The 25,913-nt window shown below is 72.0% G+C and carries 22 protein-coding genes and 1 riboswitch; of the genes, 14 read left to right on the forward strand and 8 right to left on the reverse strand.

The window, feature by feature from the left end; translation table 11 throughout:
- Window positions 1-102 precede the first annotated feature (102 nt).
- Together HNR40_RS10675 and HNR40_RS10680 are read left to right on the forward strand one after the other, a co-directional pair.
- Window positions 103-666 carry a GNAT family N-acetyltransferase gene (locus HNR40_RS10675; RefSeq protein WP_184960227.1) on the forward strand — a complete coding sequence of 188 codons (564 nt, stop codon included), beginning with the start codon at window positions 103-105 and terminating at the stop codon, window positions 664-666.
- Window positions 667-690: 24 nt separating this feature from the next.
- Window positions 691-3,057, forward strand: a complete 2,367-nt coding sequence (locus HNR40_RS10680; protein ID WP_184960229.1) for an nSTAND1 domain-containing NTPase — start codon at window positions 691-693, stop codon at window positions 3,055-3,057.
- Between the two features lie 272 nt (window positions 3,058-3,329).
- On the opposite strand, the gene HNR40_RS10685 is transcribed toward HNR40_RS10680, so the two are convergent.
- Window positions 3,330-3,929 carry a TetR/AcrR family transcriptional regulator gene (locus HNR40_RS10685; RefSeq protein WP_312896274.1) on the reverse strand — a complete coding sequence of 200 codons (600 nt, stop codon included), beginning with the start codon at window positions 3,927-3,929 and terminating at the stop codon, window positions 3,330-3,332.
- 77 nt (window positions 3,930-4,006) lie between these two features.
- Between HNR40_RS10685 and HNR40_RS10690 the strand changes: the two genes are divergently transcribed.
- Entirely contained in the window at window positions 4,007-5,176 is a 1,170-nt protein-coding gene (locus tag HNR40_RS10690) for an FAD-dependent monooxygenase (RefSeq protein ID WP_184960231.1), read from the forward strand.
- Here HNR40_RS10690 and HNR40_RS10695 read toward each other — a convergent pair.
- Both HNR40_RS10695 and HNR40_RS10700 read right to left on the reverse strand, forming a co-directional pair.
- Window positions 5,073-5,963, reverse strand: a complete 891-nt coding sequence (locus tag HNR40_RS10695; RefSeq protein WP_184960234.1) for a DMT family transporter — start codon at window positions 5,961-5,963, stop codon at window positions 5,073-5,075. The two genes, HNR40_RS10690 and HNR40_RS10695, sit on opposite strands and share 104 nt — an antisense overlap.
- A 79-nt stretch (window positions 5,964-6,042) precedes the next feature.
- Window positions 6,043-6,414: a VOC family protein gene (locus HNR40_RS10700; RefSeq protein ID WP_184960236.1), complete on the reverse strand. Its 372-nt coding sequence runs from the start codon at window positions 6,412-6,414 to the stop codon at window positions 6,043-6,045.
- Between the two features lie 113 nt (window positions 6,415-6,527).
- Here HNR40_RS10700 and HNR40_RS10705 point away from each other — a divergent pair, with 113 nt between their 5' ends.
- The 5 genes from HNR40_RS10705 to HNR40_RS10730 all read left to right on the forward strand — a co-directional run bounded on the left by HNR40_RS10705 (window position 6,528) and on the right by HNR40_RS10730 (window position 12,098).
- Window positions 6,528-6,953: a cupin domain-containing protein gene (locus tag HNR40_RS10705; protein ID WP_184960238.1), complete on the forward strand. Its 426-nt coding sequence runs from the start codon at window positions 6,528-6,530 to the stop codon at window positions 6,951-6,953.
- Window positions 6,954-7,116: 163 nt separating this feature from the next.
- Window positions 7,117-8,286 (forward strand): DMT family transporter, encoded by a 1,170-nt coding sequence (locus HNR40_RS54400; RefSeq protein ID WP_246508806.1) that lies wholly within the window; start codon window positions 7,117-7,119, stop codon window positions 8,284-8,286.
- Between the two features lie 111 nt (window positions 8,287-8,397).
- Window positions 8,398-10,581 carry an accessory Sec system translocase SecA2 gene (gene secA2 / locus HNR40_RS10720; protein ID WP_184960241.1) on the forward strand — a complete coding sequence of 728 codons (2,184 nt, stop codon included), beginning with the start codon at window positions 8,398-8,400 and terminating at the stop codon, window positions 10,579-10,581.
- 53 nt (window positions 10,582-10,634) lie between these two features.
- Window positions 10,635-11,510 (forward strand): hypothetical protein, encoded by an 876-nt coding sequence (locus HNR40_RS10725; RefSeq protein ID WP_184960243.1) that lies wholly within the window; start codon window positions 10,635-10,637, stop codon window positions 11,508-11,510.
- Window positions 11,511-11,522: 12 nt separating this feature from the next.
- Window positions 11,523-12,098, forward strand: coding sequence for a GrpB family protein (locus HNR40_RS10730; RefSeq protein WP_184960245.1), 576 nt, complete (start codon window positions 11,523-11,525; stop codon window positions 12,096-12,098).
- On the opposite strand, the gene HNR40_RS10735 is transcribed toward HNR40_RS10730, so the two are convergent.
- Window positions 12,095-12,895 (reverse strand): SAM-dependent methyltransferase, encoded by an 801-nt coding sequence (locus tag HNR40_RS10735; protein ID WP_184960247.1) that lies wholly within the window; start codon window positions 12,893-12,895, stop codon window positions 12,095-12,097. The genes HNR40_RS10730 and HNR40_RS10735 overlap by 4 nt on opposite strands.
- A gap of 86 nt (window positions 12,896-12,981) precedes the next feature.
- Here HNR40_RS10735 and HNR40_RS10740 point away from each other — a divergent pair, with 86 nt between their 5' ends.
- Together HNR40_RS10740 and HNR40_RS10745 are read left to right on the forward strand one after the other, a co-directional pair.
- Window positions 12,982-13,488 (forward strand): DUF6328 family protein, encoded by a 507-nt coding sequence (locus HNR40_RS10740; RefSeq protein WP_184960249.1) that lies wholly within the window; start codon window positions 12,982-12,984, stop codon window positions 13,486-13,488.
- A 16-nt stretch (window positions 13,489-13,504) separates the two neighbouring features.
- Window positions 13,505-13,654, forward strand: coding sequence for a GPGG-motif small membrane protein (locus HNR40_RS10745; protein ID WP_181019798.1), 150 nt, complete (start codon window positions 13,505-13,507; stop codon window positions 13,652-13,654).
- 35 nt (window positions 13,655-13,689) lie between these two features.
- Here the strand turns inward: HNR40_RS10745 and HNR40_RS10750 are convergent, their stop codons facing one another.
- The 3 genes from HNR40_RS10750 to HNR40_RS10760 all read right to left on the reverse strand — a co-directional run bounded on the left by HNR40_RS10750 (window position 13,690) and on the right by HNR40_RS10760 (window position 17,420).
- Window positions 13,690-15,240: an amidohydrolase family protein gene (locus tag HNR40_RS10750; protein WP_312896275.1), complete on the reverse strand. Its 1,551-nt coding sequence runs from the start codon at window positions 15,238-15,240 to the stop codon at window positions 13,690-13,692.
- A gap of 57 nt (window positions 15,241-15,297) precedes the next feature.
- A complete protein-coding gene (thiC, locus tag HNR40_RS10755; protein WP_281395129.1) occupies window positions 15,298-17,013 on the reverse strand; it encodes a phosphomethylpyrimidine synthase ThiC in 1,716 nt (571 codons plus the stop codon).
- Window positions 17,006-17,118, reverse strand: a riboswitch (TPP riboswitch). Its footprint overlaps the gene before it by 8 nt.
- Before the next feature lie 41 nt (window positions 17,119-17,159).
- On the reverse strand, window positions 17,160-17,420 hold the full coding sequence (locus HNR40_RS10760; protein WP_184960253.1) for a DUF6458 family protein: 261 nt from the start codon (window positions 17,418-17,420) through the stop codon (window positions 17,160-17,162).
- Window positions 17,421-17,450: 30 nt separating this feature from the next.
- Here HNR40_RS10760 and HNR40_RS10765 point away from each other — a divergent pair, with 30 nt between their 5' ends.
- From HNR40_RS10765 to HNR40_RS10780, 4 genes are all read left to right on the forward strand, one after another.
- Window positions 17,451-17,936 carry a shikimate kinase gene (locus HNR40_RS10765; protein ID WP_184960255.1) on the forward strand — a complete coding sequence of 162 codons (486 nt, stop codon included), beginning with the start codon at window positions 17,451-17,453 and terminating at the stop codon, window positions 17,934-17,936.
- 9 nt (window positions 17,937-17,945) lie between these two features.
- Window positions 17,946-18,494, forward strand: coding sequence for a GNAT family N-acetyltransferase (locus tag HNR40_RS10770; RefSeq protein ID WP_184960257.1), 549 nt, complete (start codon window positions 17,946-17,948; stop codon window positions 18,492-18,494).
- A 97-nt stretch (window positions 18,495-18,591) separates the two neighbouring features.
- Window positions 18,592-21,969 carry a protein kinase domain-containing protein gene (locus HNR40_RS10775; RefSeq protein WP_246508953.1) on the forward strand — a complete coding sequence of 1,126 codons (3,378 nt, stop codon included), beginning with the start codon at window positions 18,592-18,594 and terminating at the stop codon, window positions 21,967-21,969.
- 56 nt (window positions 21,970-22,025) lie between these two features.
- Entirely contained in the window at window positions 22,026-22,688 is a 663-nt protein-coding gene (locus tag HNR40_RS10780; protein ID WP_184960261.1) for a hemerythrin domain-containing protein, read from the forward strand.
- Here HNR40_RS10780 and HNR40_RS10785 read toward each other — a convergent pair.
- Window positions 22,685-25,870 carry an ATP-binding protein gene (locus HNR40_RS10785; protein ID WP_221340205.1) on the reverse strand — a complete coding sequence of 1,062 codons (3,186 nt, stop codon included), beginning with the start codon at window positions 25,868-25,870 and terminating at the stop codon, window positions 22,685-22,687. The two genes, HNR40_RS10780 and HNR40_RS10785, sit on opposite strands and share 4 nt — an antisense overlap.
- Window positions 25,871-25,913 lie beyond the last annotated feature (43 nt).

Genomic DNA, 25,913 nt, shown 5'->3' on the forward strand with positions numbered 1-25,913 from the left:
GCGACCTTACCGACCGGTCGGTATGACCGTCCACAGTGGTCTCCCACATTTCCCCACAGGTGGCCATAAACCCAGGTCAACCCACCCTCTAAGCTGAGCGGCATGACCGCGCGCATGCCCGCTCCCACCGTGCTCGAGAACGACGTCGTCCGGCTCGAACCGCTCACCCTCGACCACGTCCCCGACCTGTTCGCCGCCGGAGGCGACGACGACGAGGTCTGGCGCTGGATGCCCGCGCCCACCCCGCGCACCAAGGAGGACCTGGCCCGGATCGTCAAGGGCGTCGTCGCCAACCACGTCGCCTTCGCGGTGATCCACCGGGGCCGCACCATCGGCCAGACGACCTACGCGGACGTGCCCGGGTTCGACGAGAGCGTCGAGATCGGCTGGACCTGGTACGGCCGCGCCGCCTGGCGTACCGAGGTCAACACCAACTGCAAGATCCTCCTGATCGACCACGCCTTCTCCCTCGGCTACAACCGGGTGATGTTCAAGACCGACGACCTCAACGAACGCTCCAAGGCGGCGGTCGCCCGCATCGGCGGCGTCCACGAGGGAACCCTGCGCCGGCACCGCAGACGCCCCGACGGCACCTGGCGCGATTCCGCCTATTTCGGCATCCTCGAAGAGGAGTGGCCCGAGCACCGGGCTCGTCTGAACCGTTAGCCGAAGGGCGGCGTCTAACCCCTGATGGATGATCGGCTCGGGGGCTACTGGCTGGGCATCCGGCTCGGTGGGCGCACCGTTGAGGCCTACGACGAGTCGGGGCTGCGCCGTGCCCTGACCCAGTGCGTGCCGCCGGAGGACACCGAGCCGCTGCGGCGCGTGAAGAGCCTGCACGTCGCCGCCGTGGTCGAGGTGGCCACCACCTACCTGATCAGCGACTACGTCGAGGGACGCAGCCTGCGCCGGGCCGTCGAGACCCGGGGCCCCTACTCGGCCGACGACCTCTACCGCCTGGCCGCCGCCACGGCCACCGCGCTGGCCGCCATCCACGAGGCCGGAGCCGTCCACGGCGCGCTCGACCCCGGCGCCGTCCTGCTCACCGACGACGGCCCCCGCCTGGTCGGCCTCGGCACCGGAGCCGCGGGCGGGCCCGCCGACGACGTGCGCGCCTGGGGCCTGCTGCTCGCCTTCGCCGCCGGCGGCCTCGCCGAGCTGGACCTCGCGCTGGCCGACCTGGTCACCGCCGCCCTCAACCCCGACCCAGAACGCCGTCCCGGCGCCCGCCAGCTGCTCATGTCGCTGCTGGACCAGCCGCAGTCGCAGCAGGGCCGATTACTCCCGCCCGAGCCGGTGCACGACCCGCCGCTCGGCACCCGCGCCGAGCAGCTCTACGCCGCGCTCAGCCGGGCCGAGCAAGAGCTCGTCCCCGAGGTGCTGCTCCGCCTGGTGGGCATGGACGAGCGCGGCGACGACACCCGCGTGACCGTCCGCCGAGCCGAGCTCGTGGCCGGCCGCACGCCGGAGCAGGCCGTCGCGATCGAGCGCGTGCTCGAGGTGTACGGCGAGGCCGGGCTGCTGACCCTCGACGAGGAGAACGTGGCCATGGGCTGCGGGGCGCTCCTCCGGGCGTGGCCGAGGCTGCACGAATGGCTCGACGCCGAGCGCGACGGGCTGGCCGTACACCGGGAGCTGGCGCGGGCGGCGCGGCGGTGGGAGAGCGGCGGGCGGCGCGAGGCCGACCTGTTCCACGACGGCACGCTCGACCGGGCGCTGGCCTGGGCCGCCACCGGGCGGCGGCACGTCACGCTGGGCGGCGACGAACAGGCCTTCCTCGACGCCGGGCTGACGTCAGGACGCCGCAGAGGCCGCCGCCGCTGGATCGTGGCGGCGTCCGTGGCGGTCGTGGTGCTCGCGGTCGCGATCTGGCAGTACGGCACCGCCCAGGGCAAGGTCGACGAGGCGATGGCCAGAGTCGCGGCCACCAGGGCGGAGACGATCAGGCCGAGCGACCCGGTGCTGGCCCGCAAGCTGAGCTTCACCTCGTGGGCCCTGGCGCCGGTGCCGGAGGCCGAGCGACAGCTCGCCAAGTCCGACACCGACCCGGTGAGCGGTTCGTTCACCGACCCGACGGCGACCGAGCGGTCCCTGCACACGCTGAGCGCCGACGGCCGGAAGCTGGCCGCCCTGACCGACGGCGTGCTGCGGATCTTCGACACGCTCACCGGCGAACAACTCGCCACCACGCCCGGCCCGCCGGAGAAGATCCGGGCCATCGCCTGGTCGTCGCTGGAACGTGACCTGGCGCTGGTCGGCATCGAGCGCACCTACTTCTGGGACACGACGGCGGGCGGCGGCGTCAAGGTCAAGTTCGCCCGGGGACTCAGCCAGCCGGGCCGGCACGCGGCGTGGTTCAGCCCGGGAGGCGCCTTCCTGTTCGCCGAAGGCAGCGAGTACGGCGAGCGGTGGGCCTGGAACCTCGGCCTGGACGAGGAGGAGTTCGCCGGCCGGTTCGTGGTGGTGGGGCCGGACGACCGGCGGGTGCTGGAGTTCGACGGCCGCCGCTCGGTGATCGACGACCTGCACACGGGGCGGGTCACCCCGGCGCCGTGGCTGGAGCGGATGCCGCCCGACTACACCGTCTTCAGCCCGGACGGCTCGCGGGTGGCCATCGCCGGCGAGGACGGGGTGCAGCTCTACGACCTGACCGGGGTGCCGATGCTGTCGACGCCGCTGCAGCCCTCGTCGGGCACGTTGCGCTTCAGCCCCGACGGCAAGTACCTGGCCGGGACCGACAGCGACCGGGTCCGGGTCTGGCGGGTGGCCAGCGGCACGCTCACGGTGGACCGCCAGGTGCCGCTGGCGGGCGGGGACCGGCCGGTGCAGGCGGTCTTCGATCAGTCGAGCTCCGGGATCTGGGTGCTGGGCGGGCGTGGGACCGTGCTGTCGATCGCGGCCGACGGCGTCTACCGGACCGCCCAGGTGCCCGCGGCCAGGTCGGCCGAGGCGATCTGCGCGGATTCGGGCGGGCTCAGCCGGGACGAGTGGGCCAGGCACCTGCCCGAGCTGCCCTACCGCGACCTGTGTCGCCCCCCACGCACCGCCCCACACTAACGCTCACCCCCGATCTCACCCGCTCACCCCCGATCTCACCCGCTCACCCCCGATCTCACCCGCTCACCCCCGACCTCACCCCCTCACCCCCGACCTCACCCCCTCACCCCTGGTCTCGCCCGCGCACCCCCGCTCCCCTCCGATCTCGCCCGCGCACCCCCGGCCTCACCCGCCCACCCCTGATCTCGCCCGATCATCTCTGATCACCCCGCTCACCTCCGGTCTCACCCGCTCATCCCTGGCCTCGCCCGCGCACCCCCGACCTCGCCCGATCATCTCCGATCACCCCGCTCACCTCCGGGCTCGGCGGGCTTGGCGAGTGACCCTTGGTGACCGGTCATGCCGCGCACCAGCTCTTCGAGGCCCTTGCGCAGGTCCTCGTAGGTGGGAATCTCGCCCGCCCCGGCCAGCGCGTCGAACACCAGGCCCTCGGCGTAGGCGATGAGCTGGCGGCCGTGCCGTACCGGATCGGTGGAGCCCAGGGCGGCGGCGAGGGCGGTTGCGGGCGCGCGGAACTGGGTGCCGGCCGCGTCATAGATCGTGCGGAGTTCCGGGCGGCGGGTGGCCTCCAGGGCGAGCTCGTAGCGGGCCAGCGTGCGGCGGCTGTCCTGGAGCTGCTTGTGGAGGGCGGCGGCGAGCTGGTCGATCGGGTGGGCGCCGGGCTGGATCACCGACTCGAACGTTCTGCGCTCCAGGACGGTGAGGCGGTTCAGCGTGAGCTCCAGGAGGGCGGCGCGGGTGCGGGCCAGGTTGGAGGTGGAGCCCGGTGGGAGTCCCGCGGCCTCGTCCACGGCGCGGTGGGTCAGTCCGCGCATGCCCCGCTCGGACAGCAGTGCGATCGCGGTCTCCGCGATGAGCTCGGAACGGTTCACGGCATCGGATACTACACTTGTAGTTGAAACTACGCCTGTAGTACGGTCGAACTACAGGCGTAGTGAAGGAGTGGGCGATGGCGACGGCAGTGGTGATCGGCGGCGGCGTGGGCGGGCTGACCGCGGGCCTGGCGCTCCGGCTCAAGGGCTGGGACGTGACGGTCCTGGAGCGGGCCCCGGCGCTGGAGAACGTGGGATCGGGCCTGGCCGTCTCCCCCAACGGGCTGCGCGCCCTGGACACCGTCGGGCTCGGGGACCCGGTGCGCGAGCTGGCCCGCGTGCAGGGCGCCGCCGGGCTGCGCAAGGCGGACGGGCGCTGGCTTTCGCGGACCTCGCAGGAACGCGCCCGGCTCCGCTACGGCGACGGCGTCGTGCTCCTACTGCGGCGGGTGCTGGTGGACCTGCTGGCCGACCGGCTCGGCCAGGCGAACATCCGGCTCGACACCGAGGTCACCGGCCTGGATCCGGAGAGCGGCACGGTCGAGACCGAGGCCGGAACCCTCCGGGCCGATCTGGTCGTCGCGGCCGACGGCATCCGGTCCGGGACCAGGCGGCAGCTCTTCCCCGGACACCCGGAGCCGGTCTACTCAGGAGTGACCGCCTGGCGCGGGCTGCTGCGGCGGCCCGAGGGCGTGACGGTCCACAGCGCGGAGAGCTGGGGCGCCGGCCTGGTGTTCGGGACCCATCAGCTGGCCGACGACCTCGTGTACTTCTACGCCACCGACCTCGCCGCGCCCGGCGGGCGGGCCGCCGACGAGCGCGCCGAGCTGCTGCGGCGCTTCGGGAACTGGCACCGGCCGATCCCCGCGATGCTGGACGCGGTGGACCCGGGCGCGATCCTGCGCAACGACGTCTACTACCTGGCGACCCCGCTGCCCCGCCTGCACCAGGGCCGGGTGGCGCTGCTCGGCGACGCGGCCCATCCGATGACGCCCAACCTCGGGCAGGGCGCCTGCCAGGCGGTCGAGGACGCGGTCGTGCTCGCCCACCACGCGGGCGGGGACCTGGCCGACTACACCGAGGCGCGGCTGGGCCGTACCGCGGAGATCGTCAGAAGGTCCATGGCGATCTGCCGGGCGACGAAGATCCGCAACCCGGTGGCGATCGGGCTGCGGGATCTCGGCATGAGGGTGGCCGGCAGGTTCAGCGCAGATCTGATGTTGCGGGCAATGGACTCGGTTCTGGACTGGCGGCCACCGGCGCCGGCCGGTCCTTCGAGTGGTCGGGCGCCAACCGGCCGAGCGTGATCGTGCCGCCGACGGTCAGCGCGGCGGCGATGACCGCGGGCACGGCGGTCGATGGGCTGGTCGGCAGCGGCTCACCGAGCAGGATCGCGCCGGCCAGCACCGAGGTGATCGGGTCGATCACCTGCACACCGGCGTACGCGATGCCGAAATATCCCACCGCGTAGGACTTCTGCAGCAGCACCACCGCGCAGATCAGCAGGACCGGCACCGCCAGCGTGAACCAGTGCAGCAGCCTGCTCAGGTCGCCCTCAAGCCCGCCCCCGACCACGCGTACGAACGTGGACACACTGGCCGTCACCGCGCCCGCCCCCACCGAGAGCAGCAGCGCCTTGTTCGCCCCCTCGACCCGCCGCGCCGCCACCTGCGTGATCAGCACGACGACACCGATCACCGCCAGGAACGCGAGCGCCGCAGGGGTCCCCAGCCGCGGCGTCACGTGCTCCTGCGGGACGAGCAGCATCAGCCACAGCAACCCCACCGCGACCGCGATAGACCCAAAGATCTCCGCCTTGTACGGCTTGCGCCCATACATGAACGCCGCCAGCGGCACCGCGAACACCAGCGTGGCCACGCTGATCGGCTGCACCACCACGAGCGGCGCGAAACTCAGCGCCACCGCGTGCAAGCTGGCGCCGGTGAACCCGATGACGCCCCCGATCCACCAGCGCGGGCGTTTGACGAGCTTGAGCGTCGCCCCCTGAGCCACCGCCTCGTACTGTTGCAGCGCCGCGCCGAGCGCGTATCCCAGTGCCCCTGCCAGAGCAATCGCCAGACCGACCCACGTCATGGGCGCCCGCAGAGGGGCATGGAACCTTTCAAGAGCATTCACCCAGCTTATGGCTCGGTGTCCGCTCTCGGATCAGCCTTTAGGAGGAAGGGCATACACAGAAGAGATGCCCTTCGGGGTCCTGGAGTACCACCCATCGGGTGCCTTCCTCGGTCACACCCGGCTGGAACTCGGGCTTCGTGGCTCCGAGCTCCACGTATTCGGCGACCGCCTTCTCCACGTCCGGCACCCGGAAGTCGAAGTGGAACTGCTTGTCGGGACTCGGCCAGGTGACCGGTTTACGGTCCGGGACCCGACCGAAATAGAGGGACACGGTGCCGTCACCGACGGCCGCGTACTCGTCCTCGGAGTACTGGATCTCGTAACCGGTGATCTGGTGGTAGAACTCGGCGAGCCGCTTGGGCTCCGCGCAGTCGAGGGTGAACGCCAGAAGCTTGGCCTTGGTTGTCATGGAGACTACTCTGCCAGCCGTACCTGCCACCTTCTGTCAGGTACGTGGAAGTGCCTTGAGCAGGAAAAAGTGCGTTCTTCCGCGAGATTTCGGGTGGGTCCACGATCGGAGACATGACGATCATCGACAGGCCCGACTACCGGCCCTTCCCCGACCCCGCCAAGCCGCGCTCCCTCACCTGGCCCGTCATGGACCCGGTCCGCGCCGACGGCCACTACGTCAAGGACATCGTGCTCAACTTCGAGCACCTCGCCGACGGCGAGGGCATCCCCCTGCACCGGCACACAGGGGAGGAGGTGCTCATCATCGACGAGGGCGAGGCCGAGGCCTTCCTCGGCGACGAGACCCGCCTCGTGGGGCCCGGCGCCGTCATCTTCGTCCCGCCGGGCACGCCGCACGGCTTCCGCAACGCCTCCGGCGCGGTGGTACGGCTGCACGCCTACTTCCGCGAGCACGTCGTCGGCACCCAAATCGACGGCCGCCCCGCCTCCCTGGATGACTTCCGCCTGATCACGGACGCGTGGGCGAATTCCAGATGAAGGCCCCGCTAAAGTGGACCCTGTGTACGGACGACTGATCTGCTCCCCGCCGCCCGCCCTCTAGCGGGCGGCTGACCTCCTTCCCCGGATACCCCGAGATCGGGCCCGGTGGTGAGCGCTGCCCGCGCGCGGGCCTCATCCACCTCATCCGGAAAGATCAGTCATGACCCCGATTTCCGCGCGCCGCGGCGTGGTGTACGCCTCCATCGCCGCAGCCGCCTGGGGCACCGGCGGCGCCGCCGGTTCGCTCCTGTTCACCACCCTGGACCCGGTTTCCGTCTCGTTCTGGCGCTACCTCCTGGGCGCCGCCTTCCTCCTCCCCCTCCTCCTCCACCCCACACGAACCCACCCCACCCGAACCCACCCCACCCGAACCCACCCCACACCGTCGCGGCACCTCGCCCCCTCCCGGCTCCCCAGGCTCTTCAGCGCCGCGTCGGCGAGAAGCGACCACGGCGGAGACCGGCGCACCGACACGGCGAGCAACAGCCGGATCGCCAGGTGGTGGCCACGAGATGGCGCCACCCGCGCCACGGACGCCGAGCTTTTCGGCGCCGCGTCGGCAAGAAGGGCCGACGCCAGCGACCGGCCCACTGTGACGGCGGGCAACCGGTGGGTGGCCAAGGGCTCGGGTGGGGCGAGTTCTGTGGGTGGGCGGTGGAGCGTCAGAGGGGTGGCGCGGGTTGGGGTGGTGGGGGTGGGGATGGCGGTGTATCAGGCGGCCTACTTCGCGGCCATCGCCGAGTCCGGCATCGCCCTGGCCACCGTGGTGACGATGGGCGCCACCCCGGTCCTCACCGCCCTGGGCGGCAGGTTCCTGCTGAACGAGCGCCTCAGCCGCGTCGGCCTGGTCGCGCTGGCCGCCGCCCTGGCGGGCCTGGCCCTGCTGACGGGCGGCGGCACGGGAGAAGGGACGACGACGGGCGTGGCGTGGTCGCTGCTGTCCGCGCTCGGCTACGCCGCCGTCACCCTGTACTCCCGCCGCCACAACGGCGACCCGGAGGCCACGGCGGTGGGCGGGTTCGCGGTGGGCGCCGCCTGCCTGGCGCCGTTCCCGCTGGCGGGGGGCATCCTGCCGGAGTTCACGCTGAGCACGGCGGCCACGCTGCTGTTCCTGGGCGCGGTCCCGACGGCGCTGGCCTACGCGCTGTTCTTCCGTTCCCTCACGGCACTCCCGGCCACAACCGTCTCGGTCATCTCGCTCGGGGAGGCCGTGGGAGCGGCGATGATAGGAGTGGTGCTGTTCGGCGAAAGGCTGACGCTTCCGGCCTGGTCGGGATGTGTTCTGCTGCTGGCCGCTGTCGTGGTTCTGACCGTGCACGGGCAAAGGTGAGTTAGGGTCCGGTACGGCGGTGCCTGCCGTACCGGACCCCTTATCGGGGGAATAAGGGGGAACGGTGCCGAGGGAGCGCGCGTTGGAGGAACCGTGGCCTCGATTACCGGAATGATCAGGAATCTCCTGGACCGTCCAGGTGGGGTGAACCTGAGTCCGTACATGAAGATCGTCAAGACGGCGAACACCCGCGCCGACCGGATCGGCAAGCTCGACGATCTGCCTGAGCCGTCCATGGACGATCTGGCCGAGTTCTGCGCCGTCGCCCGCGAGGCCGCCGACCGCACGCTCGGGCTGCGGCCGTACGACGTGCAACTGCTTGGGACGCTCGCGCTCCTCCACGGTCACGTCGCCGAGATGGCGACCGGCGAGGGCAAGACCCTGTCCGGCGCGATGGCGGCGGCCGGGTACGCGCTGCAGGGCAAGCGTGTGCACGTGATGTCGGTCAACGACTACCTGGCCAGGCGCGACGCCGAGTGGATGGCGCCGTTCTACGAGGCCATGGGCGTCAGCGTCGGCTGGATCGGGCAGAACTCCACGCCCGAGGAGCGCCGCGCCGCCTACTCCTGCGACGTGACCTACGGCCCGGTCAGCGAGATCGGCTTCGACGTGCTGCGTGACCGGCTGCGTACGGACGCGGCGGCGGTTCTGGTGCCGGAGCCCGAGGTGGCGCTGATCGACGAGGCCGACTCGGTGCTCGTGGACGAGGCCCGGGTGCCGCTCGTGATGGCGGGGGCGGCCGACGAGGGCAGCGCCGTACCTGAAATGGCGGCGCTGGTGCGCACGCTGGTGCGCGGCTACCACTACGAGATCGACGAGGGCGCGCGCAACGTCTACCTGACGCCGAAGGGCGCCGACAGCGTGGAGAACATCCTCGACGTCGAGCTCTACGACGAGAACGAGCCGAGCACGCTCATCGAGCTGAACCTGGCCCTGCACGCCCATGCGCTGCTGGCCAAGGACGTCGACTACATCGTGCGCGACGGCAAGGTGCAGCTGATCAACCCGTCGCGCGGCCGGGTGGCGCTGCTGCAGCGCTGGCCGGACGGCCTTCAGGCGGCCGTGGAGGCCAAGGAGGCGCTGCCGCCGAGCGAGAAGGGCGAGATCCTCGACTCGCTCACCATCCAGGGCCTGATCAAGCGCTATCCCAAGATTTCCGGCATGACCGGCACAGCGGTCGCCGTCAGCGAGCAGCTCGGCGAGTTCTACGGCCTGAAGGTCGCCGTCATCCCGCCCAACACCCCCGCCATCCGCCAGGACGAGCCCGACCGGATCTACCCGACGGTGCCCGACAAGGACGCGGCGCTCGTCGAGGAGATCCAGGAGGCGCACGCCACCGGCCGCCCGATCCTCATCGGCACCCTGGACGTCGCCGAGTCGGAGAACCTCGCCAAGCTCCTGCAGCGCCGTAACCTGGAGCCCGTCGTCCTCAACGCCAAGAACGACGCGGAAGAGGCGGCGATCATCGCCAGGGCCGGCGAGCGCGGCGCGATCACGGTCTCCACCCAGATGGCCGGCCGCGGCACCGACATCCGCCTGGGCGACGGCGTGGCCGAGCTCGGCGGCCTCTACCTGATCGGCTCCGGCCGCCACGCCAGCAGCCGCCTGGACGACCAGTTGCGCGGCCGCGCCGGCCGCCAGGGCGACCCGGGCGGCTCGGTCTTCTTCGTCAGCATGCAGGACGACCTGATCACCCAGTTCGTCCCGGACGAGCGCCCGCCCGCCGCCGACCCCGACGGCCTGGTACGCCACCGCCGCGGCGCCTACCTGGTCGGCCACGCCCAGCGGGTCGCCGAGGGCGTCAACCTGGAGATCCACCGCAACACCTGGCGCTACACCCGCCTGCTTGAGCACCAGCGCGAGCTGATCCTGGAGTGGCGCGACAAGGTCCTCCACACCGACTCGGCCGCCAAGGCGCTGGCCGAGGCCGACGGCGAGCGGTGGGACGCGCTGCCCGACGACACCCGCGAGGAGACCGCGCGCCAGATCGTGCTGCACGCGATCGACACCTGCTGGACCGAGCACCTGGCCTTCCTCACCGACCTGCGCGAGGGCATCCACCTGCGGGCGCTCGGCCGGATGAGCCCGATCGACGAGTTCCACCGGGAGGCGGTCGCTGAGTACAAGTCGCTGCAGGCCGAGATCGAGCGGCGTTCGCTGGAGGCGTTCGAGTCGCCGGAGCCCGACCTAAAACGCCCCTCCGCGACGTGGACCTACCTGGTGCAGGACAACCCGTTCGGCACCGAGTGGGACCGCATCCTCAAGCGCGTCACCTCCGCCGCCCGCCGGGGCTAGACACGGCGGAAACTTGCAAGACCGGTCCGGGGCGGCGCGGGAAGGATGAGGTCATGACTGTTGACCTGACCGCCGCCGCCGACTTCATGGCCACGCACGCGCGTGTCCTGGACCGGCGGCGCTTCGATGTCCTGCTCGGCTCCGGCGACCCCGCCGGGCTGCTGCCCGCGGTGGACGCCTACCGCAACCCGGACGGCGGCTACGGCTGGGGCCTGGAGCCCGACCTACGATCCCCGGAGAGCCAGCCGGGCGCCGCTCTGCACGCCTTCGAGGTGTTCGCGGAGATGGCCCCGGCCGTCGCCGTCCATGCGGAACGGCTGTGCGACTGGCTGGAGACGGTGACGCTGCCCGACGGCGGCCTGCCGTTCTCGCTGCCGCTGACCGTGCGGGCGGGCACCGCCCCGTGGTGGAGCGGCGGCGACGCGACCACCTCCTCGCTGCAGATCACCGCCGTGAGCGCGGCTGCGGCCCTCCACGTCCCGTCGGTGGCGGGGCATCCGTGGCTGGACCGCGCGATCCGCTACTGCCTGGACGCCATCCGCGCGCTGGACACGCACCCGCACGCCTACGTGCTGTCGTTCGCCATCCGCTTCCTGGACGCCGTCCACGACCGCGAGCCCGAGGCCGCCGCCCTCCTGAACGGCCTGGCCAAGCTCATCCCGGGCAACGGCGAGGTCCCCGTGGAGGGCGGCACCGCCGACGAGAAGCTCACCCCGCTCGATTTCGCCCCGCGCCCCGATCGCCCGGCGCGTGCCCTGTTCACCCCGGCCCAGATCGAGGCCGACCTCGACCGGCTGGCCGCCGGGCAGAAGGCGGACGGCGGCTGGACCGTCGAGTACGCGAAGATCTCGCCCGCCGGCGCCCTGGAGTGGCGCGGCGTCGCCACCTTCAACACCGTCGACGTTTTGCGGCGCAACGGCCGGCTCTGAGATTCTGGGCCGATGACCGGACGCCCTGTAGTCGTGCCCCATGATCCCGACTGGAAGGAGCGGGCGGCGCGGCTGCGGGCGGAGCTCCGGCGCGTACTCGGGCCGGTGGCGCTGCACGTGGAGCACATCGGCAGCACCTCGATCCCCGGCATGGCCGCCAAGCCGCTGTTCGACCTGCAGGTCAGCGTCCTCGACCTGCACGAGGCCGAGCGGGTCTTCGGCGGGCCCCTGGAGGCGCTGGGGTTCACGATGTCGCCGTACCGGAGCGACCACGTGCCCGCGGGGCTGGAGGACGACCCCGCCAGATGGGCGAAACGGCTCTGGACCCGGCGGGGGCGCCCCGAGGACGAGGTCAACCTGCACGTGCGGGTGCTCGGCGCGCCCAACGACCGCCTGGCGCTGCTGTTTCGGGACTGGTTCCGGGCGCATCCGCTCGCCGTACCGGCTTATGCGGACTTCAAGCGGCGGCTGGCCGGGGCGGTGCGTGAGACGGGCGACTACTCCGACGTCAAGGACCCGGTGGTGGACCTGGTCGCCGTGGTCGCCGAAGAGTGGGCCGCCGAAACCGGCTGGACCGCCCATCCCTAGGGTTTGCGGGCCACGCCGCCCAGCAGGAGCTCCTCCCAGGTCTCCAGCGGCCCCGGACTGCCCTCGGGACGCCAGTGGGGCAGGTGGACGAGGCCGGGGCTGACCATGTCAAGGCCGTCGTAGAAGCGGTTGATCGACTCGGCGGTGCGGAAGCGGCCGGTGCCCATCGTGGCGTGCAGCATCGCCTCCAGCGCCTTCGCCTTGGGGTTGTGGGAGGTCATCATGTTGGAGGCGGCCAGGTAGCTGCCCCGCGGCAGCGCGTCCATGTACTGCTTGACCAGCCCGTGCGGGTCGTCATCGTCGGGGAACAGGTGCAGCAGGCTCATCATGAGCAGGCCCACCGGCCGGGAGAAGTCGATCAGGTCGAGCAGGTCGGCGGCGCCGAGCACGGCGTCGACGTCCGTGGCGTCCGCGGTGATGGCCGTGGCGCGCAGGTTGGTACGCAGGATCGAGCGGGCGTGCGGCTCGACCATCGGGTCGAGGTCCACGTAGACGACGCGGGCCTCGGGGTTGGCGAACTGGGCGACCTCGTGGGTGTTCTCGATCGTCGGCAGGCCGGCGCCCAGGTCGATGAGCTGGGTGACGCCGGCCTCGCGCACCAGGTGGTCGGTGACGCGGCCGACGAAGGCGCGGTTGCACCAGACGAGGCTGACCACCTCGGGGACCGCCGCGGCCAGGTGTTCTGCCACGGCCCGGTCCACGGTGAAGTTCTCGGTGCCGCCCAGCAGCGCGTCGTATACACGAGCCACGCTCGGCCGGGTGGCATCGACCCCGGGTGGAATCCATTCGTTGATCATGGGCGGCTCCGCCGAAGTTCCGTTGCCGCGGATCGTATCCACACCGCGGCCGGTATGTCAGCGCCTCTGCGGGGTAGCGCCCGAGCATGACGGACACTTCTCACGGCGAGTCGGACAGAGAGCGCGAGTCTCACAAGGAACGCGTGGATCGCGAGCTGAGCGAGCTGCTGCAGGGCCTGCGCGTCGCGGTCACCGGGGTCCAGGTGCTGTTCGCCTTCCTGCTGACCGTTCCTTTTCAGCAAGGATTCGGCAAAGTGGACACCACGGGGCTGTGGCTGTTCTTCGTCGCGCTCATGGGCGCCGCGCTGGCGTCGGTGTGCTTCATCACGCCCGCGGCACAGCACCGGGTCTTCTTCCGCACCGGCCTCAAGGAGCGCATGATCAAACGCGCGAACTCCCTGGGCATCGCGGGAGCGGTGCTTCTGCTGATCGCCATGACCGCGGCGGTGGCCATGGTGGCCGAGGTCGTGCTGAACGTCTGGCCGGCCACCTTGTTCGGCGCCGTGGTGGCACTCACAGCCGGGTGGTTCTGGCTCATCCAGCCCATCACCGACATCTATCGCAGCAAGGGCACGTTAGAGGAGAAATCCTGAGGGCAGCAGCATGACCATGGCTACATTGCTCTGGATCATCGCCGTCATTCTCGTCGTCGCCGGGATCTACGTCATCCTGGCCCGGCGGGACATCCTGTGGGGCATCGTCCTCATCGTGCTGGGATTCCTCGTGGGTCCCGGCGGAGTCAGCATCTTCAATGTGTGAGGAAGGCGGGCCGGACAGAACCGGCCCGCCTTCTCTCACCTCTCAACCGTTTCAGCCGTTTCCCAGGTTCTCAGGTAGGCCTCGGCCCCCTGAGCCATGTCCCGGACGAACGCGTCGCCGGCCAGCGACCTGATGTCCTCGATCCAGTCGGGCACCAGGCCGTAGTTGGCGACGCCGTCCACGTTGTAGTCCCATGTCCGCTGTCCCGTGCTGTGCCGGTCGAAGCTGACCGACCCGTCGTGGGAGTGGAAGGGGTACGCCACCGCGCTGCCGGCCCGAGGAGCCGGCAGTTTACCCAGGCCGTTGGCGTCGAGGCCGTACCCGAACCCGGGGCGGCCCGCCGCGTCGCGCAGCGGCTTGGTCTCACGCCAGGCGTTGGCGAACCCCTCGGCCCCGTGGCCGTATGAGGTGACCATGCCGCCCAGCCGGTAGATCCGCTGGTAGTTGAGCGCGTCTGTCCAGCTGTGCGAGGAGATCACGCCCGCGTAGCCGGCCTGCTCCAGGAGGGTGAGCGTCCGGTCCGCGGCCTTGACGCTCATGTGGTCGACCTCGATGAGCATGCCGCGGCTCATCATGCCCTTGACCATGTGCTCGCCGAGCGAGGTGAGCCCCCGTCTGTTGCAGTGCGGTCCCGGCGGGTAGACGGGCAGGCTGACGCCGGGCGGCAGCCAGCGGGCCAGTTCCGGCGGGAGCACCGCGGGCGAGATGGTGTTGTCGCGCTGCGGCCCGGTGCACGCCTCCGTCTGCCAGAAGCGGCCCGACGACAGGAAGTTGCCCAGGTTGACGATGGCGCCCTGGGTGCCGGAGTCGAAGCGGACGCCGCACAGGGCGTTGTCGTACTTGTGGCAGACGAACATGGAGCGGACGCCGAGCTCGTACATCTCGTCCAGGCCCCGGTCGATCTGGGCCTTGGTGCAGTGCGGGATGCCGAGCGTCTGCCGGCAGCCGAACGGCTCCGAGGTCTCGATGCCGAGCACCACGGCGAGCTTTCCGGAGGCGATGACCGAGCGGGCCTCGGCCGGGCTCTTGACCACGCGGAACCAGCCCTGGCCGGGGCCGCCGCTCTGCTGGTCGATGTAGTCCTGCATCTCGAAGGTACGGCGGGCCTCCAGCCGGATGGAGCCCATCTCGTCACAGGGGTTCGTCTTCAGCGGGTAGATCTCGCAGAGCTGGCGGTTGGCCACGAGGTCGTTGACCATGATCCGCAGCCCGCCGCGCCAGGCGCGCTCGATCCAGGTGTAGTAGGCCTGCTGGTGAGTCAGCGAGTCGTGGGCCGGCCAGCTCCTGAACGTGGGCCAGCCGACGGGGTCGTGGGTGCCGGTCGGCTGACCGGTGCGGGTGAAGTTCTCGAACCAGGCGGCTTCGCCGTTCGGGAAGTGGTCGAGGCAGTCGACCAGAGCCCTGGCGATGCCGCCCGGGTCGAACGGCTTGCCGCAGAGCAGCTTGCCGCCGAACGCTTCGTAGGACATCAGGTGGCTGTGCGCGTCGATGAAGCCGCTCACGGGCTGCTCGCTGCGGGATAACGCGGGGGCGGGTAACGCGAGCAGGGCGATGGCGACCAGGACGGCGAGTATGCGGCTGATCACGCCCTCAGCGTGGGCTCCTTACAGACGCCAGTCAAGACCCAATGTGAGTCCTACTCGCTATTTTGGGTCCGCCGGATTTTGCCCCCGCAGGTAGACCTCGCCCCCGAGTTCGGTGAACTCCACCGCCTTCTCCGCCATCCCCACCTGGATGGCAGCGGAGTCCGTCAACCCATGCTCCTGCGCATATTTCCGGACATCGTGGGTGATCTTCATCGAACAGAACTTCGGCCCGCACATACTGCAGAAATGCGCGGTCTTGGCGGGCTCGGCCGGGAGCGTCGCGTCGTGGAACGAGCGGGCCGTCACCGGATCCAGCGACAGATTGAACTGGTCCTCCCAGCGGAACTCGAAGCGGGCGTCCGACAGCGCGTCGTCCCACTCCTGCGCCCGCGGGTGCCCCTTGGCGAGGTCGGCGGCATGGGCCGCGATCTTGTAGGTGATGACCCCGGTCTTGACATCGTCCTTGTCCGGCAGGCCCAGATGCTCCTTGGGGGTGACGTAGCAGAGCATGGCGGTGCCGTACCAGCCGATCATCGCGGCGCCGATGCCCGAGGTGATGTGGTCGTAGCCCGGCGCGACGTCGGTCACCAGCGGGCCCAGCGTGTAGAACGGCGCGTCGTCGCAGATCTCGCGCTGCAGGTCCACGTTCTCCTTGATCTTGTGCATGGGCACGTGGCCGGGCCCCTCGATCATGACCTGCACGTCGTGCGCTCGGGCGATCTTCGTCAGCTCGCCCAGCGTGCGCAGCTCCGCGAACTGCGCCTCGTCGTTGGCGTCGGCGATCGAGCCGGGCCGCAGGCCGTCGCCGAGCGAGAACGCCACGTCGTAGCTCGCCAGCAGCTCGCACATCTCCTCGAAGTGCTTGTACAGGAAGCTCTCCCGGTGGTGGGCCAGGCACCACGCCGCCATGATCGAGCCGCCGCGCGAGACGATGCCGGTCTTGCGCCGTGCGGTCAGCGGCACGTACGCCAGCCGTACCCCCGCGTGCACGGTCATGTAGTCGACGCCCTGCTCGCACTGCTCGACCAGCGTGTCCCGGTAGACCTCCCACGACAGGTCGGCCGCCACGCCGCCGACCTTCTCCAGCGCCTGGTAGATCGGAACGGTCCCGATCGGGACCGGCGCGTTCCTGATGATCCACTCGCGGGTGGTGTGGATGTTGCGGCCGGTGGACAGGTCCATCACGGTGTCGGCGCCCCACCGGGTGGCCCAGGTCATCTTCTCCACCTCCTCGGAGATCGAGGAGGCGACCGCGGAGTTGCCGATGTTGGCGTTGATCTTCACGTGGAAGTTGCGGCCGATGACCATCGGCTCGCTCTCCGGATGGTTGACGTTGGCCGGGATGATCGCCCGCCCGGCCGCCACCTCCTTGCGCACGAACTCGCCGCTCACCCCCTCCCTGACCGCGACGAACTCCATCTCCTTGGTGACCACCCCGCGCCGCGCGTAGGCGAGCTGGGTCACGGGCGCCCCGGTGGCCCGAAGCGGCTTGCGCCCGTCGCCGGGGAAGACCTCGGTGTTCGCGCGGGCCCAGGCCTGCTGCTCCTTGAAGCCGTCGTCGATGGGCCGTACCTGGCGGCCGCCGTAGCGGGCGACGTCGCCGCGTTCGAGCACCCACACCTCCCGCAGCCGCGGCAGACCCCGGGTGATGTCGGGGTTGTCCGGCCCGGAGGTGTCGTACAGCTCCACCGACGTCCCGTTCGACAGATGCACCCGCCGCATGGGCACCCGCAGGTCGCCGAGATGGATCTTGGAAAAGCGCGCGTCGCTCATCGCGCAAACTCCCTTCGCCGGCATTACCCGGATCAGGTTCTGGCGGTCGGCGGCTGCTCCAGCCGTCCTCTCAGCCCGTTGCACCGGGCTCCCGCGTTCGGACCGCGCCACCGTACCCCGGCGACCCGGGGTACGCACAAGTCCCTCTACAGCGGCGGTTCGTCGATACGGCGCCTCTCCTCGTAGACGGTCGTCGTACGGCGCGCGTGCGGGTCCTCGGGGATCGGCTGTTGAATCACCCTGCGGGTAACGTGCATGCGGTACAGGCCGAACAGCAACCCGGCCAGACCACCGATCATGAGGACGACGCCGATCACATTGATGTCAAGACCGGCGAGGTCGAACTCGACCGCCCAGGTCAGGATCGCGCCGAGCATGATGAGGATGATGCCTCCGGCGATTGTCATAATGCACCTCCAGAGGAAACCACTATCCCCATGTCGAAGAACAAACCTGTCGTCGTGATCGGGCTCATGGGCTCGGGCAAGACGACCGTCGGCAAACTGCTGGCCCGCGAGCTGGGCGTGCGGCTCAGCGACAGCGACCCGTACCTGCGCGGGCGTTACGGCGCCAGCGCCGCCGAGATCGCGAAGGCGGAGGGCGCGGACGTCCTGCACGAGCGGGAGTCCGAGCACGTGCTGCACGCGCTGACCGAGCCGCCCCAGGTGATCGCGGCGGCGGCCAGCACCGTGGAGGACCCGCGGGTACGCGAGGCGCTGCGCGCGGCCTTCGTGGTCTGGCTGGACGCCCCCGACGAGATCCTGGCCCAGCGGATGCGCTCGTCCGACCACCGGCCGGAGTTCTCGCCCTCCGCCATGCGGGCGCGCCGCGAGCCGTACTTCCTGCAGGTCGCCGACCTGCGGCTGGACGTCTCCACGGCCACCCCGGAAAACACGGCGACAACCATTTACGAGGCTCTATAAATTGGAGAAATGTTCGCGAACAAACCCACCCTCGCCGGTGACCGGGTCACCCTCGTACCCGTCGGGCCCGAGCACGTCGAGGGCCTGATCGAGCTCTGCGACGACCCCGAGGTCGCCCGGCTCACGGGCTCCCACACCCACGACGGGATCGCCCCCAAGGCGGCCCTGGAGTGGTATTCCACCCGGCGCGACCACGAGGACCGGCTCGACCTGGCCATCATGGCCCCGGACGGGTACGTCGGCGAGGTCGTGCTCAACGAGCTCGACAAGGACAACCTGTCGTGCAACCTGCGCATCGCCCTGGTCGGCGCGCGCGCGTTCGGCAAGGGCTACGGCACCGAGGCCATCCGCCTGGTGCTCGACCACGCCTTCGCCACGACCCCTCTGCACCGCATCGAGCTGGGCGTATACGATTTCAACGACCGCGCCAAGCACGTCTACGAGAAGGTCGGCTTCGTGCGGGAGGGCGTGCAGCGTGACGCGCTGCTGTGGGAGGGACAGTGGTACGACTCGGTGACGATGTCCGTGCTGCGTACGGAGTGGAAACCCCTGTCATAATGATCATGACGCACGGGTCCCTCGAGGCGCGCGAGGGACCTGTGGCGTTCCGGCCGGCAACCAATTCCGCCTTGTGCGCATCTAAGGGGCAGTGACGATGCGCTTGGTGCCCGGTGACCCCGAACGGCTTGGCGGCTATTGGCTGGCCGGTCGGCTCGGCGCGGGCGGCCAGGGCGTCGTCTACGACGCCTACGACGCCGATGGCCGCCGCTTCGCGGTGAAGGTCCTGCACGGCGGGCTGACCGGGCAGCTGGCCAAGGAGGCGGCCGCGGCTGGCCGGGTGGCCTCCTTCTGCACCGCCCGGGTGGTCGAGGCCAGGCTGGACGCCGAGCGGCCGTACATCGTCAGCGAGTTCGTCGAGGGCCCCAACCTGCGCCAGGCGCTCGAACGTCACGGCCCCTACTCCGGCGACTCCCTGCTCAGGCTGGCCGTCGCGCTGGCCACCGCGCTGGCCGCCGTTCACAGCTCGGGCGTGGTGCACCGCGACCTCAAGCCGGAGAACGTGCTGCTCGGGCCGGACGGGCCCCGGGTGATCGACTTCGGCGTCGCGCGCACGACCGACGGGGCGAGCACGAGCTTCATCGGCGGCACCCCCACCTACATGGCCCCCGAGGTCTTCACCGGCCGCCGCGCCGGGCCGCCGGCCGACGTGTTCGCCTGGGGCGGCGTGGTGCTGTTCGCCGCCACCGGCGAGGACCCGTTCCAGGCCGAGAGCCTCGGCGGCGTCATGCACCGGGTGCTCACGGTCGATCCCGACCCCGGCGACCTGGCCGAGCCGCTGCGCTCGCTGGTCGCCCGCGCGCTGGCCAAGGACCCCGACGGGCGCCCCACCGCCGCCGAGCTGCTGCTCGGGCTGCTGGGCAGCGCGGAGCCGAGCGCCGGCGCCGAGCTGGCGGCCGAGGTCAGGCCGCCGGACGGGCTGAGCGGCGAGCGGCCGCTCGGCGAGGTCGCCGAGGAGGTCTACGCCGCGCTCACCCCCGAGCAGCAGCGCGCCGTGCCCAGCCTGCTGCTGCGGATGCTCGACGGCGAGACGCTCCGCCGCATCCCGCGCGACGAGGCCGAGGACCTCGGCGTGCTGGCCCACTTCGCCGAAGCCGGTCTCCTGGTACGGCGCAGCCTCAAGGTGGCCCCCGAGGACACCGAGACCGGCAAGCTCGTCGCCGTCTCCGACGACCTGGTCGCCCCGGCCAGCGCCGCGCTCTACCACGCCTGGCCCAGGCTGCGCGCCTGGGTGGCCGACGACCGCGACGGCCTGGCCGTGCACGGCAGGCTGCGCGGGGCCGCGCTCCACTGGCAGGCCCACCGCCGCCGCAGCGCCGACCTCTACCACGGCAGCGCCCTGGACACCGCGCTCGGCTGGGCCGCCACCACCCGCCGCCACGTGGGCCTCAACGCCCTCGAACGCGACTTCCTCGACCGCAGCGCCGCCCAGGCCAGGCGGCGCGGGCGGCGGCGCGGGCTGGCCCTGGCCGCGATGGCGGCGCTGCTGGCGGTCGCCGTCTCGGCGTCGGTGCTGGCCGTACGGCAGAGCCAGGATCTCAGCGAGCAGCTCGCGCAGGCCAACGCGCGGGCGGTGGCGGCGCGGGCGGAGGCGCTGCGCGCGACGGATCCGCAGGCGGCGATGCGGCTGAGCGTGGCGGCCTGGAGCCTGTCGCCGGTCTTCGAGGCCAGGACCGCGCTGCAGCATTCGCTGGCCCAGCCGGAGGTGAGCGTGTTCACCGACCCGGAGATCGTGCCGTCGGCCGCCTACCACCTGGCCTTCGACGGGAAGAGCCTGCTCAAGCGGACCGGCGACCAGGTCGTCACCTGGGACATCGCCACCGGCAAGGCCACCGGCCGGTCCAGGGTGCCGGGCGGGCAGGTCGAGGCGATCAGCGACGACGGCGCGATGGCGGCCGTCTCCGACGGCACGACGGTGAGCACGGTCGATCTGGCCACGGGCAAGCGGGTCGGCGCCGCCCGCCCGCAGGGCGACGCGGTGGAACTACTGGCCGGCGGGCGGCTGCTGGCCCTGTCCGCAGCGGGCAGGACCGCGCTCTACCCCGCCGATGGCGCGCCGCTGCCGCTCGACCTGACGGGCCGGACCTACGCCGTCTCCCGCGACGGCCGGTGGGCCGCGCTGGGCTCCGCCGACGACGGCGGCCGGGCCGAGCTGTGGGACCTGCGCGCCCGCAAGCGCACCGCCACGGTGCAGGTGGACGTGCCGGTGGCCAAGAGCGGGGCGGAACTGCCGCTGGCGTTCAGCCCGGACGGCTCCCGCCTGGCCGTCACCGGCGCCACGGGGATCACGCTCGTCGACACCGCCACCGGCGGCCACCGCCTGCTGCCGAGCAGGGGCGGCTCGCTGCTGCCCGTCGTCTTCAGCCCGGACGGCAGGTTCCTGGCCGAGCGGCTGGAGGACCAGGCCCAGCTGTGGCGGGTGGCCGACACCAGCATTCTCGGCCAGTACCCCGTCAGGCAGGCGGAGGCCGCCCTCGCCTTCTCCGCCGACGGCCGCGAGCTGCGCTACGTGAAGGGCGCCGGCTCGGTCGTCTCCATCGACGTCTCCAGCGCGGTCGAGCTGACGCCCGACGAGGAGGCCGTCAGCATGGGGATGGCCCGGCTCTCGCCCGGTGGCAGGGTGACCGCGCTGCAGGTCTCCGGCGCGATCAAGCTCACCGACGCGCTCAAGAAGGAGCCGCTCGGCCGTATCCAGGGCACCGGCGACCTCGCCTTCGACGACGGCGGCACCCTGCTGGCCGTGGCCGGCGACCCGGTCGTGATCTGGGACGTGGCCGCCGGCCGCCGCGTCAACGCCATCGACACCGGCCACGAGCCCTCCGCCGTACGGCTGTCGCCCGACGGCGGCACGCTCGCGGTCGTCCGCGGGCCGGACATCGACCTGTGGAGCGTGCGCGACGGCCGCAAGACCAGCACGCTGTCCGGCGTGGGCAGCACCGCGCTGGCCTTCAGCCCCGATGGCAAGACCCTGGCCGCCGGCGCCGACCTGGTGGAGGTGATCACCGGCCGGGTCACCCGCGACCCCGCCGGGGTCCGCAACCTGGCGCCGGACGCCGTCGCCTTCAGCCCGGACGGCCGCACGCTCGGCTACGTGCTCGGCGAGGACGGCCGCATGCTCCTGTGGGACTTCACCTCCCGCAAGGGCCGCACGGCGCCCGTCTCCTCCGGCGCCCTGCACCTGCGCTTCTCCCCCGACGGCCGGCTGCTGGCCGTCGGCGGCGAGCGGGTGGAGATCTGGGAGGCGGACTCGCTGCGCGAGGTCGGCCAGGCGCCGGTCGACGCCTACCCCGCCGACATGGCCTTCAGCGACGACGGGCGGCGGCTGTTCGTCGTGCAGCCCGGCGGCGAGGTGCAGCAGTCGCCGATCGACCCGCTGCTCGCCGCCGAGCAGGTGTGCGCGCGGGCGGGCGGCGCGCTCAGCGAGGCCGAGTGGGCCAAGCTCATCCCCGAGGCCTCCTACCGCAGCAGCTGCTGACCCGGCGACAAGTACGCCACCAGAGGACGGAAAGAGCGCAGGCTCATGCTGACCGCATGAGCACCGTACAGATCCCCACGTTCACGGCACGCGGCGGCGCCGGGCAGGAGCCCGAGCCCAACCTGACCTCGATGTACGTCATCCACCGGGCCATGCTCGCCGACCTGCGCCGGCTCACCGCCCTGCTCGCCCGGCCCGGGTCGCTCGGTGTCGCTCGGGTCGCGGTCCTGCGCGAGTACGTCTCCAGCCTGCTCGTCGAGATCGACCACCACCACGCCAACGAGGACGACCTGCTGTGGCCGATCATCGAGCGGACCGCCGGACCTGCCGTGGACCTGAACCCGTTCACCGACGACCACGCGATGCTGGAGCCGCTGCTGAACCGCTGCCGCCGGGCCGTGCACGGCGACCCGGCCGCGCTCGGGACCGAGCTGGCGGAGCTGCTCGCGCTGCTCGACGAGCACATCGCCGAGGAGGAGTCCGACCTGTTCCCGATCGTCTCCCGGTTCGTGCCCCACCAGGCGTACGCGTGGGTGGAGAAACAGGTGGCCAAGCGCGCCACGCTCAAGGAGCTGACCTTCACCGTTCCGTGGCTGGCCAGCTACGCGACCAAGCAGGAGCTCGACGGGCTGCTGGCCGACGCGGGCGCGCCGTTCCGTGTGCTGCTGGCCGTCACCCGGGGCCGCTACGCCCGGCGCGTGCGGCTGCTGTTCGGTTAACCGCCGAGGCGGGCGCGGGCGGCGGCGATCCAGGGGGCCACGCCCGCCCGCTCCGCCACCTCCAGGGCGTGCCGGTAGTGCGGGTCCGCGGGGAGGCCCAGGCGGGCGGCCACGTCACCGAGGACCTGAGCCGTGGGCCAGACGGCCAGGTAGCCGGTGCCGCCCACGGGCTGGTCCGCCACGGGCAGCAGGTCGGTGTAGGCCCACTCCATGCGCTCTCGGTCGTCGAGGGCCCGGCCGAGCAACGCGCGGACCGCGGTGAGGAAATGCCAGAAGTAGTCGCGCCTGATCGGCTTCATCGGGCCGGCCAGCCTGGCCCGCGCCTCGTCCGCGCGGCCCGCGTGGCACAGGGCCAGGGCGTGGATCTCGGTGACCTGGTCGCGCCAGGGTTCGTAGCCGGTCCACGGCTCGATCTCGGGCAGCAGCGGGGAGACGTCGCCGCGCAGCAGGTGCATGCCGTACAGGGCGATCAGGAGGATGCCGGCCTCGTGCTGCCACATGCCGAGGCGGCCGGCCAGCTTGGCGGCGGCGCGGTAGCGGCGTTCCGCCTCGGTGTAGTCCTCGGCCAGGACCGCGCGCAGGCCGTGATAGAAGCCGGCCACGGCCTCGGGCAGCGTGAGGCCGTGGCGGGTGGCCCGCGCGGCGTGGTGGTCGGCGGCGGCGAAGTCGGCGCGGCCGGTGGCGCTCTGCATGAGCATCAGGTGGGCCAGCACCTCCAGCGTGCTGTCGGCCTCGGCCATCGTGAGCAGTTCCCGCCCGATCTCCTCGCGCTCGGCCAGGCCGTCGTAGCGGTAGCTCTCGTGGTGGCGGCCGTTCAGCGCCAGGGCGAGCAGGCCGGGGTCGCCCAGCCGGCGGGCCATGGCGACGGCCTCCCGGGAGGCCAGGTAGCCGCGTTCGGTGGGTTCGCCCTCCAGCTCGAAGGCGAGCGTGGTCAGCAGCTGGCAGCGGGCCCTGCCGTCGCCGGGAGGCAGCGACTCCAGTGCCGACTCGACCGCGGCCAGCAGGTCCGTGTCGAGCCCGCCGTACTCCCTGCTGCTCCAGAACATCGGCACGTCGAAGGAGACGATCACCTGCGCCAGCAGCTCGGGATCGCCGAGCGGCAGCGCCTCGCGCACCGCCCTGGTGCGGTGGGTGCGGGCCTCGACCAGCCGTCCGTCGTTGGCCAGGGCGGAGACCTTCGCCAGCGTGAGCTCCAGGCGCTCGCGGGCGGTGCCGTCGAAGCCGTCGAGCGCGTGCTGCCACAGCTCGGCCGCCTGCGCGAAGGCGAAGCGCCGCTCGGCCTGCCGCGCGGCGAGCCTGGCATAGTGAACGGCTTTCGCCCGCTCCGCGGCGGCGAGGTAGTGGTGGGCCAGGGCGGCCACGTCGTCCGGCTCGTGTTCCTCGATCGCGCGGGCGACCTGGCCGTGCAGCCGCGCCCGGCGGATGCGCGACAGGTCGTCGTAGAGCGTGTCGCGGATGAGCACGTGGGCGAAGCGCAGCCGGCCCGTCTCCGGCTCGGTCAGCAGCCCGGTGACCAGGCCGGACTCGATGGCCTCCAGCACCGCCTCCTCGTCGCCGCCGCTGACGGCCGTCAGGACGGCCACGCCGCTCTCCCTGCCGATGACCGCGCCGTGCCGCAGGATGGTACGCGCCTGCGCGGGCAGCCGGGCCAGGCGGCGGCGCAGCACGTCCCGCACGCCCGCCGGGACGGCGACCGTGCCCTCGGAGTCGAGCAGCCGCGCGGTCTCCCTGACGAAGAACGGGTTGCCGCCGGTGCGCTCGGCGATCTCGGCGACCGCCTCGGGCGGGGCCGGGCGGGCGCAGGTGATCCTGACCAGCTCGGCGACCTCGGCCCGCGACAGCCCGCCCAGCTCGACGCGCAGCGGTTCGTGGGCGGCGATCGCGGCCAGGGCGTCGGCCAGGCGTTCGCTGGGCTCGGTGTGGCGGTAGGAGCCGATCACCAGCAGGCGGGCGGCGGTGTTCTCGGCGATGACGTGGGTGAGCAGGGCGAGCGTCTCGGCGTCGGCGCGGTGCAGGTCGTCCAGGACGATCAGGAGCGGCTGCCTGGCCGCCGCCACGCCCGCGAAGGCGGCCACAGCGCGGTGCAGCCGGAAGCGCGCGGTCGCCGCGTCGCCCCTGACCGCGGCGTCGCGCAGCAGCGGAGCCAGCGCCTCCGGGTCGTCGGGCGGCACCCTGGCGGCCAGCTCCCGCAGCAGCTCGGCCCAGGCCCAGCCGGGCGGCGCGCCCTCGTGCTCGGGGCAGCGTCCCCAGCCGGCCGCCCATCCCTCCGCCACGAGCCGGGTCCTGACCTGCTCGATGAAGGCCGTCTTGCCCGCGCCGGGCTCCCCGCTGACCAGCACGACTCCTGCGGGCAGCGCGAGCACCTCGGCGAGTTCTCTCCGCCTGCCCACGTACGGCTGCGCCGGCGCGACCGGCCGCTCGGGCGGGGCCGCGGGAGCCGGCCGGTCGCTGAGATGGGCGGCCTGGGCGAGGATGTCCTCCTCCAGCCGCCGCAGCTCGGGCCCGGGATCGACGCCGAGCTCCTCCACCAGGTGGGCGCGGGCCCGGCGCAGCGCGCCCAGCGCCTCTCCCTGCCGCCCGCATCGGTACAGGGCCCGCGCCAGCAGCGCCCACGCCGCCTCGCGCAGGGGATGAGCGCCGACGAGCCCCTCCAGATCAGGTACGGCCCGCGCCGCCCCGCCCTGCCCGATCAGCTCCCCCGCGTGCCGTTCGACGGCCGAGGCGCGCAGCTCGTCCAGCCTGGCCGCCTCGGCGTCGGCCCACGCCAGACCGGCGAACTCCTGGTAGGCGGGCCCGCGCCACAACGCGAGCGCCTCGGCCAGCGCCGTGGCGTCCGCCGACGGGTCGCGCACCAGGCTCTCGAACCGCCAGGCGTCCACCGCGCCGGCGGGCAGCCGTACCGCGTAGCCGGGCGGGACGGTCACCAGCACGCCGCCGGTGGAGCGCGGCGAGCGGCCGGGTTCGAGCGCCCGGCGCAGGTTGGAGATGTAGCTCTGGACGGCGGCCAGCGCCTTGGGCGGGGCCTCGTCGGCGTAGAGGTCGTCGATGAGCCGGTCCACGGGCACCACCTGGCCGCCGGCGGCCAGCAGCCTGGCCAGAACCGAGCGCTGGCGCGGCCGTCCCAGCACCAGGGGCTCATCGTCGACGTGGACGGTGAGCGGGCCGAGCACCTGGAAGGTCATCACAACACCGCCACCGTACCCAGAATCGCGGAAGCGGATATGC

Source organism: Nonomuraea endophytica (assembly GCF_014203235.1).
Lineage (GTDB): Bacteria > Actinomycetota > Actinomycetes > Streptosporangiales > Streptosporangiaceae > Nonomuraea > Nonomuraea endophytica.